This window comes from Ruegeria sp. O6 (assembly GCF_056535045.1).
The window spans coordinates 557,084-571,010 of record NZ_JBQERM010000001.1 but is presented as its reverse complement, the minus strand read 5'-3'; the positions used below and the strand labels follow the sequence as shown (position 1 = coordinate 571,010).

Annotated in this window: 12 protein-coding genes; 3 read left to right on the top strand and 9 right to left on the bottom strand. The window is 57.0% G+C overall.

What is annotated here, in order from left to right; all coding sequences use genetic code 11:
• Positions 1-130: 130 nt before the first annotated feature.
• Entirely contained in the window at positions 131-598 is a 468-nt protein-coding gene (locus ACR0DY_RS02840) for a CYTH domain-containing protein (RefSeq protein ID WP_480481247.1), read from the top strand.
• Here the strand turns inward: ACR0DY_RS02840 and ACR0DY_RS02835 are convergent.
• From ACR0DY_RS02835 to ACR0DY_RS02795, 9 genes are all read right to left on the bottom strand, one after another.
• Complete coding sequence (locus ACR0DY_RS02835; RefSeq protein WP_480481245.1) at positions 595-1,965, bottom strand: sensor histidine kinase; 1,371 nt, start codon at positions 1,963-1,965, stop codon at positions 595-597. The genes ACR0DY_RS02840 and ACR0DY_RS02835 overlap by 4 nt on opposite strands.
• The gene (locus ACR0DY_RS02830; protein ID WP_480481243.1) at positions 1,958-2,638 is read right to left on the bottom strand and encodes a response regulator transcription factor; all 681 of its coding nucleotides are present in this window, start codon (positions 2,636-2,638) and stop codon (positions 1,958-1,960) included. Before ACR0DY_RS02830 ends, ACR0DY_RS02835 begins: the two co-directional genes overlap by 8 nt.
• Before the next feature lie 181 nt (positions 2,639-2,819).
• Positions 2,820-4,256 carry a Do family serine endopeptidase gene (locus ACR0DY_RS02825; RefSeq protein ID WP_480897779.1) on the bottom strand — a complete coding sequence of 479 codons (1,437 nt, stop codon included), beginning with the start codon at positions 4,254-4,256 and terminating at the stop codon, positions 2,820-2,822.
• A 749-nt stretch (positions 4,257-5,005) separates the two neighbouring features.
• On the bottom strand, positions 5,006-5,605 hold the full coding sequence (locus tag ACR0DY_RS02820; RefSeq protein WP_480485846.1) for a nucleotidyltransferase family protein: 600 nt from the start codon (positions 5,603-5,605) through the stop codon (positions 5,006-5,008).
• A gap of 31 nt (positions 5,606-5,636) precedes the next feature.
• Complete coding sequence (locus ACR0DY_RS02815) at positions 5,637-8,054, bottom strand: GcvT family protein (RefSeq protein ID WP_480897778.1); 2,418 nt, start codon at positions 8,052-8,054, stop codon at positions 5,637-5,639.
• A gap of 96 nt (positions 8,055-8,150) precedes the next feature.
• The gene (locus tag ACR0DY_RS02810) at positions 8,151-9,458 is read right to left on the bottom strand and encodes an HlyC/CorC family transporter (RefSeq protein WP_480481235.1); all 1,308 of its coding nucleotides are present in this window, start codon (positions 9,456-9,458) and stop codon (positions 8,151-8,153) included.
• Positions 9,459-9,521: 63 nt separating this feature from the next.
• On the bottom strand, positions 9,522-10,478 hold the full coding sequence (locus tag ACR0DY_RS02805; protein WP_480545631.1) for a site-specific tyrosine recombinase XerD: 957 nt from the start codon (positions 10,476-10,478) through the stop codon (positions 9,522-9,524).
• A 2-nt stretch (positions 10,479-10,480) separates the two neighbouring features.
• On the bottom strand, positions 10,481-12,001 hold the full coding sequence (locus tag ACR0DY_RS02800) for a hypothetical protein (RefSeq protein ID WP_480481231.1): 1,521 nt from the start codon (positions 11,999-12,001) through the stop codon (positions 10,481-10,483).
• Positions 11,991-12,140 (bottom strand): hypothetical protein, encoded by a 150-nt coding sequence (locus tag ACR0DY_RS02795; protein WP_209504123.1) that lies wholly within the window; start codon positions 12,138-12,140, stop codon positions 11,991-11,993. The genes ACR0DY_RS02800 and ACR0DY_RS02795 overlap by 11 nt, the downstream gene beginning before the upstream one ends.
• A 79-nt stretch (positions 12,141-12,219) precedes the next feature.
• On the opposite strand from ACR0DY_RS02795, the gene ACR0DY_RS02790 reads away from it, so the two are divergent.
• Both ACR0DY_RS02790 and aroB read left to right on the top strand, forming a co-directional pair.
• Entirely contained in the window at positions 12,220-12,807 is a 588-nt protein-coding gene (locus tag ACR0DY_RS02790) for a shikimate kinase (protein ID WP_480545630.1), read from the top strand.
• Entirely contained in the window at positions 12,807-13,919 is a 1,113-nt protein-coding gene (gene aroB / locus ACR0DY_RS02785) for a 3-dehydroquinate synthase (protein ID WP_480545629.1), read from the top strand. Before ACR0DY_RS02790 ends, aroB begins: the two co-directional genes overlap by 1 nt.
• Positions 13,920-13,927 lie beyond the last annotated feature (8 nt).

Below are 13,927 nucleotides of genomic sequence, written 5' to 3'. Positions count from 1 at the left end.
ATAAGCTGCGGGCGTTCTTTTCAATGGCGCAGCATCGGGCCTTTGCCAATACTTACGCAGATCGCGGCGCGGCTGGTACGGCATATCGGGTGCTGTTTGATAAGCTGGAAGATTGAGTGGGGGCGCTCCGATGAGCACAGAAATAGAGCGCAAGTTTCTGGTGGCAAATTTACCGGACTTGAGCCGTGCAGAAAAAGCAGTGGTGCGTCAGGGGTACCTCACCGCGCCGGAGGACTCGACCGAATTGCGTCTGCGGCAAAAGAACGATGTGTTTTTCCTGACCTTAAAAGGAGGCGGTGATCTTGTACGTGTTGAGCGTGAGACAGAGATAACCCGGGACCAGTTTGAAACCTTCTGGCCGGAAACTCGAGGACGCCGGGTCGAGAAGGTACGTTACACGGATCAAATGCCGGACGGCCACCAGTTCGAGCTGGATGTTTTCTCAGGCGGCCTGGAACCCCTGTGTTTGGTTGAAGTTGAATTCCATACCAGTGAAGCCGCAAATGCCTATGTCCCACCGGATTGGTTCGGTGCGGATGTCACCGAGGATAAACGTTATAAAAACATGATATTGGCGGTAAACGGACTGCCGGGTTAACTCTGAATTGCCAGATTGATCGTGGTTTCCAAACCTGGGTTGCAGTTTCGGGCTGCGAATGTCCCGCCATGCATATGAGAAATCGCGGCAACCAGCGCGAGCCCCAATCCCGCATTGCGTTCCGTGCGCGCCGGATCAAGCGTGACGAACGGAAGCTGAAGGCGATCCAACTCTCCGGGCGGAACACCCGGACCACGGTCCCGAACCTGCAATTGGGCAAATCCGTCCTCGGTACCGATTGAGATCGTGATTGTGGTATTTGCCGGTGCGTAGCGCATAGCGTTTTCCAGCAGATTGGAAAGAGCCTGCGAGAGGAGGGGCCGGTGCCCCTGAATTGCGGGGGCAGAGCCTATAACCTCAAGACGGATGTCCTGATCCGCGGCCACCGGATCGTAAAGCTCTACGACATCGCCAACCAGTTGCTGCAAATCAATGTCTTCGAATTGTTCGCGACCCAGACCAGCCTCGGCCCGCGAAATTTCGGTAAGCTGTCCCAAGACCCGCAAAACATGGTCGATTTCTCCCGTTGCCCGCGCAATGTCGATTTCGCGGTCCAGATCGCTTTTGCCGGGCTCGGAAAGGGATTCGACCCGTTGACGAAGACGGGACAAAGGAGAGCGCAAATCATGTGCGATAGAGTTTGAGGTGGTGCGCAGATTACTGACCAGCTCTTCGGTCCTGTCGAGCATGTTGTTCAGCGTTCCAGAGACCTGATCAAATTCATCTCCGGTTCCGCGCAGGGGCATCCTTTTGGAAAGATCGCCGGAAACGATGTTTTCGGCTGTGCTTGCAATGTCCGACAGGCGTGAAAACACCAGGCGTGTGAATAGCCAGCCGGTGATCACGCTCAGAACAAATGCTATCCCTAGCGCCAGTGCCAGAGATCGGAACAACACTCGGTCGAATTGTTGACGGGCCGCCGCATCCCGTCCCACCAAAAGGCGTTCGCCACCGGGCAGGCGGATCGATGCCGCCGAGATAGGCACCAGTTGGTCATTGTCAGCCCTGCGCAACTCAAGGTCGACCCAACCGCTTCCGGCGGTCACATTGACCGGCCAGGTTTTCAGGTTACCCACAAGCTTGACGCCTTGCCGATCCGCCAGAAGATACAGCGCGTCTCGGTCGGGTGCGCTTGGAAGACGGCGTTCGATCGCTGTGATCAGCCCGATCAGCCCGCGCCGTTCATATTCATCTGCAAGCCCGGTCAGTTCGGCGGACACGACTGATCGGGTCTCGGATTCGATGCTTCTGTTGGCCGTCACATAGACCAATGCCAGCACGGACGCGGTCAGGAACGTGCTTAGCACCATGCTGGTGGCGACAAGTCTTGTTCGTGAATTATTAAGGGAAAGCCGAAGGTTATCCATCGGACATCATGTAACCTGCTCCGCGAACAGTTTCAATCAAAGGTGTGTCTCCGCCTTCATCCAACTGGCGGCGCAGCTTTGAGATGTGAACATCCACAACGTTGGTGTTCGGGTCGAAATGATAATCCCAGACGCCCTCAAGCAGCATGGTACGCGACACGACACGGTTCTTGCGGCGCAGGAAGAATTCAAGAATCTGGAATTCACGGGGCGTCAGCGTGATCTCATGGCCGTCCCGCGTAACCTTGCGGGTCAGAAGATCCATTTCAAGATCCTTGCAGGTCAGAGTCGGCGTTTCCTCGGATTCTTGCGGACGTCGTAACAGGGCTTCGATCCGTGCATGAAGTTCCTGAAACGAGAAGGGCTTGACCAGATAATCGTCGGCGCCTGATCGCAATCCTTTGACGCGCTCGTCCACTGCGCTCATGGCCGTCAACATCAAGACCGGTGTTTTCAGCCCTGCTGCACGCAGGGATTTGATCAGGGACAGCCCGTCCAGACCGGGAAGCATCCTGTCCAGCACAATGGCGTCAAACCCGCCATCCGTTGCGTGGTACAATCCCTCGCGGCCATCAGCAGCCGTTTCGACCACATAGCCTTCTTCGCCAAACCCTTTGGCAATGAAATCCCTGGTGTCAGTGTCATCTTCGACGATCAACAGACGGCGGCTCATGATCTGGCTCCTTTTCCCTTGGGATTTAAACACATTATCCAAACAAAGCCCATGGAATGCAGAATATCTTGCCGGGTGCTGGGCACGCACCCGGCAAGCCCGACGGACAGCGGACAACTCAGGTCCGCCGGGTGAGGCGCGCGCCGGATCTCCCCATCAAGCGGCGCGCGCATAGTGTTGGTCAGACCAGTTCGACGGCAACGAAGATCTGGCTGCCGGCCCGATTGATCAATACCAGTGCCGGGTCCGTCTTTTCGCTGTCCAGTGCCGCCTTCAGCGCTTCGGGTGTGAACGTGTCTTGGTTGCCCAGTTTCACGATCACGTCACCACGTTGCAGACCCGCCCGAGCCGCAGGGCTGTCCGGTTGCAGGTCTGTGACGACCACACCTTCGACGGCTTTAGCGATACCTGCCTCGGCCCGCACCGTTTCGGTCAGGGGGGCCACGGTGACACCAAGCGACGAGCCTGCCGCCTCGGATTCGACAGGGGTGTCGGACTGAGCCGCCGCTGCCTGATGCTGGCCAACGGTCAAAGTGACCGTTTCCTGTTTGCCATCGCGCAGAATGGTCAAATTACTGGCGGTGCCGACCTTGGTTGTGCCCACCAGAATGGGCAGGTCACCACTGGTGTCTACGGCTTCGCCGTTGAAGGACAGGATAACATCGCCTTGCTCCAGAACGCCATCTGCAGGGCTGTCGGCGACAACATCTGCCACCAGTGCGCCCGAGGAGGCATCAATTCCCAGTGCCGCCGCAAGCTGCGGGCTGATATTCTGGATAGATACACCCAGCCACCCACGGCTGACCTGCCCGTCATCCTGCAGATCGGCCGCAATATGCTCAACGATGTTCGAGGTTACGGCAAATCCCAGCCCGACAGATCCGCCACTGGGGGAATATATGGCCGAGTTTACACCAATCACGTCGCCGTCCATGTTGAAAAGCGGGCCACCAGAGTTGCCCTTGTTGATGGCGGCGTCCGTTTGAATGAACTCGGCATAAGGCCCGTCCGAGATATTGCGACCTTTAGCCGACACAATGCCGGTAGTGACCGTCGAGCTCAAACCAAACGGGTTGCCGATCGCTACGACATCTTCGCCTACGCGGATTGCATCGCTGTCACCCAGTTCGACAGCTTGCAGACCCGGGCCTGCATCGATCTTCAAGACTGCGATGTCTGTCAGCGGGTCGGTGCCAACTACCTCGGCCTCAAATGTCCGGTCATCACTTAGGCGAACGATTACAGTCGCGGCATTGTCCACCACATGGTGATTGGTGACGATATAACCGGCTTCATCCAGTACAAACCCTGACCCGAGCCCTTGTGCCGGCCCGCGTTGAGGCATGTTGAACCCTTCAGGCCCACCAAAGCGCTTGAAGAATTCCCCAAACGGATGACCGTCGAAATCAAAATTCTGCCCCTGTGCGGGGCTTGGGGCGGCCTTTTGTTCGGCAATGATGGTTACAACCGAAGGGGAAACGGATTCGACAAGATCGGCAAGCGCCTCATCCGCCATCGAAGGTAAAGCGGTTGTGGCCAGCATGGCTGCGCCCAATGCGCTGACCCCGATCCAGTTGGATGTGCGGGGAAGTAAAAGCGAAGATTTTCGGATGCTCATTTCTGTCTCCTGGTTTGATCACGCAATTTCCGTTGCGCGTTGAGACATGAGATGCACTGGCAGGATTGGGGTTTCCTGACTGATCAATTAATAAATCTTAATTTTGCCACAAAGCGGGTGTTTTGTGGCGAAGGACGTTGATCAGGATTCGCTTATTTAACCGGGTAGGTCGAAGGCGAATCGGAGGATTGTTGCCAAAACAGACGTCAAACTTTCAAAAAAGTTGAATTTTCATTGTTTTGTTGACAATGCTTTCACTGAACAGTGGGGAAAAATGCTGCTCTTCCAATGGTTGTGGGCGAGTCCGGGAGTCATCGGACTTGACGCTGTAACTTTGCTGACAGGCAGCTGAATGGGTGCATAAGTTTGCGCTTAATCCCGAATCGTTGATATGCGCACCGGACTTGGATCGCCTATAGGTTGAACAAGCCCTGGGGCTATGTTGCCTAAAAGCCAAATCGAGGTGCGCGAAATTAACCTATTCTTCCAATTTTACGTTGTTTCTAAGGATCGGATAAGTGAGGATGAAATTGCCCAAGTGAGGGGAAGCCAAAAGCGCTAGGGGGCGCTGGCGGCTAACTCAGTTACCGGAAGTTTTAGCGGCGTGTTAACGAGGGGGTCTTGTTTAGGTTTAGCTGCTAGGGAACCAGAGTGTCTTTAAGACCTATTGGTCAAACTTTTGGAGTTGTGGAAAGTGGTAGTCCTGTATTGGGCACCGGCCCGGTCGATATCGACCGGGCCGTGTTTATTCAAGAAGTGCGCTTCTTGCACCAAGCATCCCAATCTTCCGGCGTATCCAAATCCATAACCGCGTTTTGACCGGGAAGGGGTTGCAGGAATACGCCACCCTGTTGTGACCGAACCACCGTCTGCGCGCCGTGATCGCCGTGCAATGCCAAGAGCTGACTGAAAAGCGTCCGATCGAAGATCACCGGGTGCCCGGGCTTTCCATCTGCGGTTGTTCCGCGCCAGATTACATTGTCGGGATGTAATTGACGTGCATTCAAGATCGTTCTCAGATCAGCCTGGGTCAGGTCAGGTAAGTCGGCCAGCAAAACCATGACTGCGGGTGCGTCTACAGGAAGGTATTCTATGGCGGTGCGCAAACTGGCGTTCATTCCCTCTGCCGCGTCCGGAACCGGAACGGTCTGAACATCCAGTCCCGCAAGTGCATCATATCTTGGGTGTGGACGCGGTGGCAGGGCGACAAGGACAGGCGCCACACCACGCGCAAGGATCGCCGTACGGGTCAGCAGTGGAATGCCGTCGATTTGCTGCAAAAGCTTGTCCAACCCGCCCATACGACTGGATTGACCGGCGGCAAGCAGGATGATTGGGATTTCGGTCACTGAGCCACACTGCCGTCAGTCATGTGTGCTGTCATCCCCTCATGCGTGTGCCATCTGGGTCAAACAAAGGTGTCGAGATAACCTTCGCTTTGCGCATCTGCCCCAGAATCTCGATTTCAACCTCCAGACCATCTTCTATACGCCCGGACGGCAGAAAACCCATGGCGACGGATTTTTGCGCAAAATGAGAGTAGCCGCCCGAGGTACAGAACCCAACAACCGCGCCATCCAACCAGATCGGTTCATAGGCGTTGACGTCTGCATCGTCCGTATCAACCTCGAAGGCTGCCAACTGGCGGGTGGTTCCATTGGCCCGTTCTAATTCCGCTGTATCGTGGCCGATGAAACGGGTGTTTTTGCTGAAAGCAATGAACCGGTCCAACCCCGTTTCTGCGGCGGTGTAATCTGGCGAATATTCCCGCATCCAAGAGCCAAAGAACTTGTCCAGCCGCAGGCTCATCATTGCGCGCATTCCGAACGGAACAATGCCGTGGGGTTGTCCAGCCTCCCACAGCGTCCACCAAATCTGACGCTGCGCTAAGGGGTCGCAATAGATTTCATAACCAAGATCACCCGTATAGCTGACACGCTGAACGATACAGTCGGTCATGCCGACAGTCATCCGGCGCACGTTCAGGAAGTTGAAATCGGCCAAGTCGTCTCGGGTGCAGGCCGCCAGAACCTGCGTTGCCTTCGGGCCGGCAATCTGGAAGCCGTTCAACCGGTCGCTGACGTTTTCAATCCTCACGCCGTCCTGAGCGTTTTGCTGGAACCACCGCATGTGGAAGGCCTGACTGCCATAAGACGCTGTAAGCTGGAACTCAGTGTCAGTCAGGCAGGAAACGGTGAAATCACCGATTAGCTTGCCCTTGTGCGACAGCATCGGGGCCAAAGACAGCCGACCGGGTTTCGGAACGCGGCCAGCCATGATCCGGTCCAGCCAGTTCCGAGCATCGGGTCCGGTGATGCGGTATTTGCCGAAATTGTGGACTTCGTTGATACCCACAGCTTCACGCACTGCCCGCACTTCGCGCCCAGTCGCCGCGAACGCGTTCGAGCGGCGGAAGGATGGAGTTTCAAATCCCGGCTCATCTTCCTGCGCAAAATAGTTTGGCACCTCAAGGCCGTATTGCTGCCCCCAGACCGCGCCAAGATCGCTGAAGATGTCATACATTGGTGTCGTGCGGTTGGGGCGTGCAGCGGGCAGTTCTTCGTTCGGATAGGCTACGCTGAAGCGTTTCTGATAATTCTCGATGACTTTGGGGCGGGTATAACCTGGGCTGATCCAGTCGCCGAAGCGGGCAACATCCATGGCAAACACATCGCGCTCGGGCTCGCCTTCGATCATCCACTGCGCCAGCGTCAGGCCAACGCCGCCACCCTGACTGAACCCGGCCATAACACCGCAGGCCGACCAGTAGTTGCGCAGTCCGGGTACAGGGCCGACCAGCGGGTTGCCATCAGGGGCAAAGGTAAACGGCCCATGGATCACCGATTTTATTCCAGCCTCAGCCAGCACAGGAAAGCGGCGATACGCGAATTCGATACTGTCGGTGATCTTGTCATAGTCATCGGGCAGCAACTCGTGCCCGAAATCCCACGGGGTGCCGTCTACTGCCCAGGGCTTGCAGTTCTGTTCGTAGAACCCGATGCACAGGCCACGCCCTTCCTGCCTTAAATAGCTTTCACCTGCCGGATCCATGACATGCGGATGCTCGCCACCCGCATCGATAATTGCTTCGATCTGTGGGATCGCGTCGGTGACAAGATATTGATGCTCCATCGGGTGCAGGGGAAAATAGACACCGGCCATGGCGCCAACTTCACGTGCCCAAAGCCCGCCTGCATTAACAATGTGTTCGGCATGGATTGTGCCCTTGTCGGTGACGACATCCCAGCTTCCATCGGGGCGCTGGTTGGTTTCACGCACCATACAATGGGTTTCAATTGTGGCACCGCCCATTCGCGCGGCCTTGGCATAGGCATGGGTGGTGCCTGAGGGGTCCAAATGTCCATCCAGCGGATCATAAAGAGCACCGATAATTCCGTCGATATTTGTAATGGGCGCGATCTTTTTGATTTCTTCCGGGCCGACGATTTCTGTTTCAAGCCCCATGAACCGATGCTTGGCGCGTTCCGCCAGCAGCATATCAAACCGGTCCTGATTGTCGGCAAGTGTCACACCGCCCACGTGGTGCAGGCCACAGGACATGCCGGTGATCTGTTCCAGTTCTTTATACAGCCTGATCGTGTATCCCTGTAGCGCCGCCATGTTGGTGTCGCCGTTGAGGGTGTGAAACCCGCCTGCCGCATGCCAGGTCGATCCGCTGGTCAGTTCGGACCGTTCCAGCAACATGACGTCCGACCACCCGAGCTTGGTCAGGTGATAAAGAACCGAACATCCGACCACACCGCCACCAATGACGACCACCTGGCATGTGTTTTTCATCCGCTCCTCCTTTTCTGGTAGGACGGTGCAGATCAATGGCAAAGCATTCTGTCAAACGAGCGACAGAGCGCGTCGTTTTTGTCTAGCGTCCAAACCCTATAAGGGCCGCACTTTCAGGGCTGTGATACGATTGCCTTCGCGTGCTGTAACCTCGAACCGGAAGCCATGGAACGAGAACACTTGCCCAACAACCGGGATCATCTGGGCTTCGTGGATGACCAGACCAGCAAGAGTGTTGGCTTCTTCATCCGGTAGCGACCAGTCCAGCGCACGATTGACATCGCGAATGGTCATAGCACCTTCGACAAGGAATTGGCCATCATCCGTCCGCACGACCGGCACCTCTTCGGCGATATCGAACTCATCGGCGATTTCGCCCACGATTTCTTCCAGAATATCCTCAAGCGTGATCAGTCCACGCAATGAGCCGTATTCGTCCACCACCAGCGCAAAGTGACCGTGCATTCGCAGAAACTCGCGCATCTGGTCATCCAGAGTTGTGGTCTCCGGAACGAAATAGGGGGCATTTGCGACCTTGCCGATGTCGAAGCTGGCCAGCCGGTCGGTGCCGCCATCGCTGCTGCCAGCCTGTGCATACATCGCGCGGAACAAGTCCTTGGCGTGAACAACGCCAACTATGTTCTCCTGCTCGTCCCTGAAAACAGGCAGACGAGTGTGAGGGCTTTCAAGGCATTGCCTTAGGATAGCTTCGGGTGGGGCGTTCGCATCGATCATTTCGATGTTGGAACGGTGGAGCATGATCTCTTCCACCGTGCGGTCGCCCAGATCCAGTGCGCCGAGGATGCGGTCGCGATCTTCTTTTTCGACAACCCCTTCCGAATGGCCCAGTTGCAGGGCGCCTGCGATTTCTTCGCGCACGGCCAGAATGTTGCTGTCAGGATCGATCTGAACTCCGAACAGGCGCAATACGCCACGCACTAACAAACGTACGGCCGCGACAACAGGCGAAAACACTGTCACGACCACGCTAATGATCGGCGCAACGGCCGCAGCGGCCTTTTCGGAATTGGTGATGGCGTATGTCTTGGGCAGCACTTCGGCAAAGATCAACACCAGAAAGGTCATGACCAGCGTTGCCAATGCCACGCCGCTTTCACCGAAAAGACGTGTGAACAACGCCGTCGCCAGTGACGCGGCCAGAATGTTGACGAGGTTGTTGCCCAGCAGAACCGACCCGATCAGACGTTCGTTGTCGTCGGTTATTTCCAGCGCCTTTTTAGCCCCGCGCGATCCCTTGTCGGCCTGAACGCGTAGTTTCCCCCTTGACGAGGCGGTCAGCGCCGTTTCCGAGCCCGAGAAAAATCCGGACAGGATAAGCAGGAACAGGATAGCGCCGGTCGTAACCCAGAATGCGCCGTCGAACATAGAAGGTGAGGGTTCCATTGGTCCTTGATAGATTTGTGTACTGCATCCGTTATGGGGACGTCGCCCCGCTGAATCAAGGTCTTAGCCCTTGTCCTCATTGCGGTCCTTGCTCAGCGGGTGATGTTGCAACACCAGTTCCGCCAGACGTTCATCCAGAACATGCGTATAGATTTCGGTCGTCGCCACGTCTGCATGGCCCAATAACGTCTGGATCGATCTCAGATCAGCGCCGTTGGCCAGCAGATGCGTTGCGAATGCATGGCGCAGCGTGTGTGGTGTGACTTTTTCAGAAGAAACACCGCCGCGCACAGCCAGCTCTTTCACCAGCAAAAAGAACCTGTGCCGTGTCAGATGACCGGACTTTCCGCGTGATGGGAACAGAAAGCGCGAGCGCTGAGCGCCTTTTTCCGCGGCCAGGTCCTCGGCCTCGTCCCGAGCGGTCAGCCACGCGGCCAAAGCATCCCGGGCCGGCGGCGACAGGGGGACCATTCGCTCCTTACCCCCTTTTCCCAGCACCAGTAGCATCCGGGGGTCGCCACGGGCCGAGGAGACGGGCAGGGAGACAAGTTCAGTCACCCGCATTCCGGTGGCGTACAAAACCTCCATCAGGCAGGTGTTTCTTAGCCTGTCAGATTCGGTTCTCCCGGTTTTTCGGGCAGCCTCCAGCAAACGATCAACTTCGGGCACATCCAGCGTCTTGGGCAGCCGTTTCTGCCGGCCGGGACCTTTGATCTGAATGGCAGGATTGGTCGCGCGCCAGCCTTCCTCGAAGGCAAACCGGTACAGCTGTTTGATAGCAGACAAACGCCGCGCGCGGGTCGAACGTGACAAGCCCTGTGCATCGCAGTCGATCAGGTAGGCTTCGATCAGGTCGCGATCTGCCTGATCAAATCCGGATTTCTTGCGGTCCAGCCATTCGGTAAAATCTTTCAGGTCGCGCCCATAGGCCAGCAGCGTATTGGTCGCAGCGCCAAGCTCTGCCGCCTGCGCCTGCAAGAACGTTGAAATCCACAGTGCATCTGACGCCGGAGAGCCCATGATCAACGCTCTTGCAGGATCAAAAGGGACAGGGCCGCACGTCGCGCGGTGTCCTCCAGCCCAACGCGCCGGAATGTTGCAATTGCCGCTGTCATATCCACCAGATTGCCCCGCGCGCCATGTGCAAACAATTGCATGGCTTCAATAATGGCTTCGCCCAATTGACCGTTGGCCAGCAACGCATCAATGTCGCCTGGCACAGGCGCTGCCCATTCAAACCCCTGAGCGACGGCATCAGCCAAAGGGGACGGGGACACCGCGCGCCCGGGGTCGCCTTGTGCCAAAGCGGCAAGAAACTGGGTGTCGTTGGATGTGTCAGGTGTTGACAAGGCGGCCTGTTCGTAAAGCCCGGACAGCATCAGAATACGCCAGCGCAGGCTTTCGGTGGTGGCAACCGGCAATGTGACAGATGACAAGCGCTCGGCGAACAGTTCGGCAAACGGAACCTCAAGCCCGACACCACGCATCTGTTGCCAGACCGGCTGCAAAGTCTTTCCTATCGCTTCCGCGTTCCCGGTGTCCAACGCGCTTTCAAATCGCTGAACGGCAGCAACCCGGTCCCAGACAGCACCTGAGGCTGCCGGATCACGCTCAGTATAAAGACCCAGCAGCTGATTGGGGGTTAATGCGCCAATTCGGGTCAGCCGCTCCGCTGCTTCAATCTGTGCCTTCCAACCTGCGACATCGCGCAGATCCGCATTGGCAAACGCCCGTGGCAGCGGAGCGGAGGGAAGCCGTTCGCCAATTGCCTCAAACAAACGGAACGTCAGGGGATCAGGGTTTTCCGGCTGCGGCAGGTAAGCTGCGCCTTCATACAGTTCCGGGCTGAGGAAACGGTCCAGAACCGCCAGATCCTCTGGTGGAAGGATTTCAAGCGCATGCGCTGCCTCAAGTGTCAGCGCGGCTGAAACCCAATCCCCGCGGCGGGCCTTGCAGAAGATCTGAGCCGCATAGTCCCGCGAAAGATGCGGTTCAGCAATAAGGGCGGTACAGCTACGATCCTCATCCCCGGTCAAGAGCGTCGCATCGAACCAGCGCTTGAAACGGTCCTGCGTGTCAGTGGGCCCGGCCAATTGAACAAGCGACTGCGCCGGATCAGCAGCGCCCAGTTGCATCAATCGGTCCAGCCGTGCAAGCAAAAGGATTTCTTCGGCCAGAGGCCCTGACGGCGCGCGGGTTTCAGACAAGAGCAGCGTGAACAACAATCGCTGCATGGCCGGGTTGTCACGCACGTGGACGTCGGCGATCAGTTCGGCCAGGCGATCCGCATCGCTGCCCTGCCAAAGGTCGACGGGCAGACCGGTGACAGAGGACGAAACAAGGCCCAGCGGCTGCGACAGTGCCTCAAGCGAAGTCACCTCAATTTCCGGCAATGCGCCATCTTGCGTAACCGGTGGTTCCAGCAGAACGGTTCCCGGCAGGTTTTCCGGCGGGTCTGTCAGCCATTCGATGGCGGATAAAGGTTCCTGCGCATGTGCCGACCCGGCCAGTGTGATTGCCAAAAGCAGTTGCTTAGTTGACATCCAGTGCAACCGGCTCGCGAATTTCACTTTGAGGCGCAGAGAAATCCGCACCAAAGAATGGACCGACATAGGCATAGGCGACCAGCCCGATGAATGCCAGGCACAGAACATATATCAGGAATTTGATCAGACGGCTCATGGCGTCACGCTGCCTCAATTTTTGATTTTGACCAAGTTATAACTGGCATTTTTCCCAAGATCACGTCATTCACGGTGAAATGAGCGAAATTAAGCATAACACGCACTCAGCGGACGCGCAGACCCGGTTTGATCTGCACAAAACCGTGGTTCTGGTCGGTATGATGGGGGCCGGAAAGTCAGCCGTGGGTCGTGCTTTGGCCGCTCGACTGGGTGTTCCCTTTCTGGACAGCGATGCCGAAATCGAATCAGCTGCGAACATGACCATCCCCGAAATCTTTGAGCGGGACGGGGAACCTTTTTTTCGCACCAAAGAATCACAGGTTATCAGCCGCCTGCTGGATGACAAAAAAGGCGTACTTTCAACGGGTGGCGGGGCGTTTCTTCAGCCTGACAACCGGCGTATGATCACCATGCGGGGTGCGTCGGTCTGGCTGCGGGCAGACCTGAAAGTTCTGTGGAGCCGAGTTCGCCACAAGGACACGCGCCCACTGCTGCGCACCGTTGATCCGTATGCGACATTGAAAGCCCTCTACGAGGCGCGTGTTCCGGTTTACGCCGAGGCAGATTTGATCGTGGATTCGGATGGCGAAACGTCGATCGAGAATATGGTGGACCGGGTTGTCGACGCCTTGTTGGCGCGCCCTGATGTTTTGGAAATCAGATAATGCATCAAACAGTACACGTTGAACTTGGGGACCGGTCGTATGACGTTGAGATCGGTCCGGATCTTCTGGCGCGCGCGGGCAATTGGATTGCACCGCTATTGGCGCGCCCCAAGGTGGCCGTCCTGACAGATGAAAATGTCGCTGATCTGCATCTGGACTCGCTACGTGCGGGTTTGAAAGTCGCCGGGATCGAAATGTCCGCGCTGGCCTTGCCCGCCGGCGAAGCGACCAAAAGCTGGCCTCATTTCGAACGCGCGGTTGAGTGGCTGTTGGCAGAAAAGGTTGAACGCAGGGACGTTGTTGTGGCCCTTGGTGGCGGGGTAATTGGTGATCTTGCAGGCTTTGCCGCGGCCGTCCTGCGCCGAGGCGTTCGGTTCGTGCAAATCCCCACGTCTTTGCTGGCGCAGGTCGACAGCTCTGTCGGGGGGAAAACAGGGATCAACGCCCCTCAGGGGAAGAACCTGATCGGCGCTTTTCATCAGCCATCGCTGGTTCTGGCAGATACATCTGTGTTGCAGTCCATGACCCAGAGGGACTTTCTTTCAGGGTATGGCGAGGTGGTGAAATACGGCTTGCTTGGGGATGCGGAATTCTTTGAATGGCTTGAGGTGAACGGGCAAAGCGTCTCCTCGGGCGACATGGCCGCACGTGTGCGTGCGGTAACCCGCTCGGTTCAGATGAAAGCCGATATTGTGGCTCGGGATGAAACCGAACAAGGTGACCGCGCCCTGCTGAATCTGGGGCACACCTTCTGCCATGCCTTGGAGGCCGCCACAGGTTATTCCGACCGTCTTTTGCATGGCGAGGGCGTGGCCATCGGCTGTGCACTTGCGTTCGAGCTTTCGTCCCGCCTTGGCCTGTGTTCGCAAGAAGACCCAAGCCGGGTACGCGCGCATCTGCGGGCGATGGGCATGAAAACGGACCTGGCTGATATTCCCGGTGACTTGCCAAGTGCCGAGGCGCTGGTGGATCTGATGGGGCAGGACAAAAAGGTTGTGGACGGCCAGCTGCGGTTTATCCTGGCCCGCGGAATTGGTCAGGCTTTTGTGACCTCGGATGTGCCGAAGGATGCGGTCTTGTCGGTTCTGTCGGACGCGCTGGCCCCGGTGTGACGCAGGGA

What these genes read in the sequence shown, in the direction of transcription:
- ACR0DY_RS02840 (WP_480481247.1), top strand. Translation starts at nt 131, where the DNA reads ATGAGCACAGAAATAGAGCGCAAGTTTCTGGTGGCAAATTTACCGGAC.
- ACR0DY_RS02835 (WP_480481245.1), bottom strand. Translation starts at nt 1,965, where the DNA reads ATGGATAACCTTCGGCTTTCCCTTAATAATTCACGAACAAGACTTGTC.
- ACR0DY_RS02830 (WP_480481243.1), bottom strand. Translation starts at nt 2,638, where the DNA reads ATGAGCCGCCGTCTGTTGATCGTCGAAGATGACACTGACACCAGGGAT.
- ACR0DY_RS02825 (WP_480897779.1), bottom strand. Translation starts at nt 4,256, where the DNA reads ATGAGCATCCGAAAATCTTCGCTTTTACTTCCCCGCACATCCAACTGG.
- ACR0DY_RS02815 (WP_480897778.1), bottom strand. Translation starts at nt 8,054, where the DNA reads ATGAAAAACACATGCCAGGTGGTCGTCATTGGTGGCGGTGTGGTCGGA.
- ACR0DY_RS02810 (WP_480481235.1), bottom strand. Translation starts at nt 9,458, where the DNA reads ATGGAACCCTCACCTTCTATGTTCGACGGCGCATTCTGGGTTACGACC.
- ACR0DY_RS02805 (WP_480545631.1), bottom strand. Translation starts at nt 10,478, where the DNA reads ATGGGCTCTCCGGCGTCAGATGCACTGTGGATTTCAACGTTCTTGCAG.
- ACR0DY_RS02800 (WP_480481231.1), bottom strand. Translation starts at nt 12,001, where the DNA reads ATGTCAACTAAGCAACTGCTTTTGGCAATCACACTGGCCGGGTCGGCA.
- ACR0DY_RS02795 (WP_209504123.1), bottom strand. Translation starts at nt 12,140, where the DNA reads ATGAGCCGTCTGATCAAATTCCTGATATATGTTCTGTGCCTGGCATTC.
- ACR0DY_RS02790 (WP_480545630.1), top strand. Translation starts at nt 12,220, where the DNA reads ATGAGCGAAATTAAGCATAACACGCACTCAGCGGACGCGCAGACCCGG.
- aroB (WP_480545629.1), top strand. Translation starts at nt 12,807, where the DNA reads ATGCATCAAACAGTACACGTTGAACTTGGGGACCGGTCGTATGACGTT.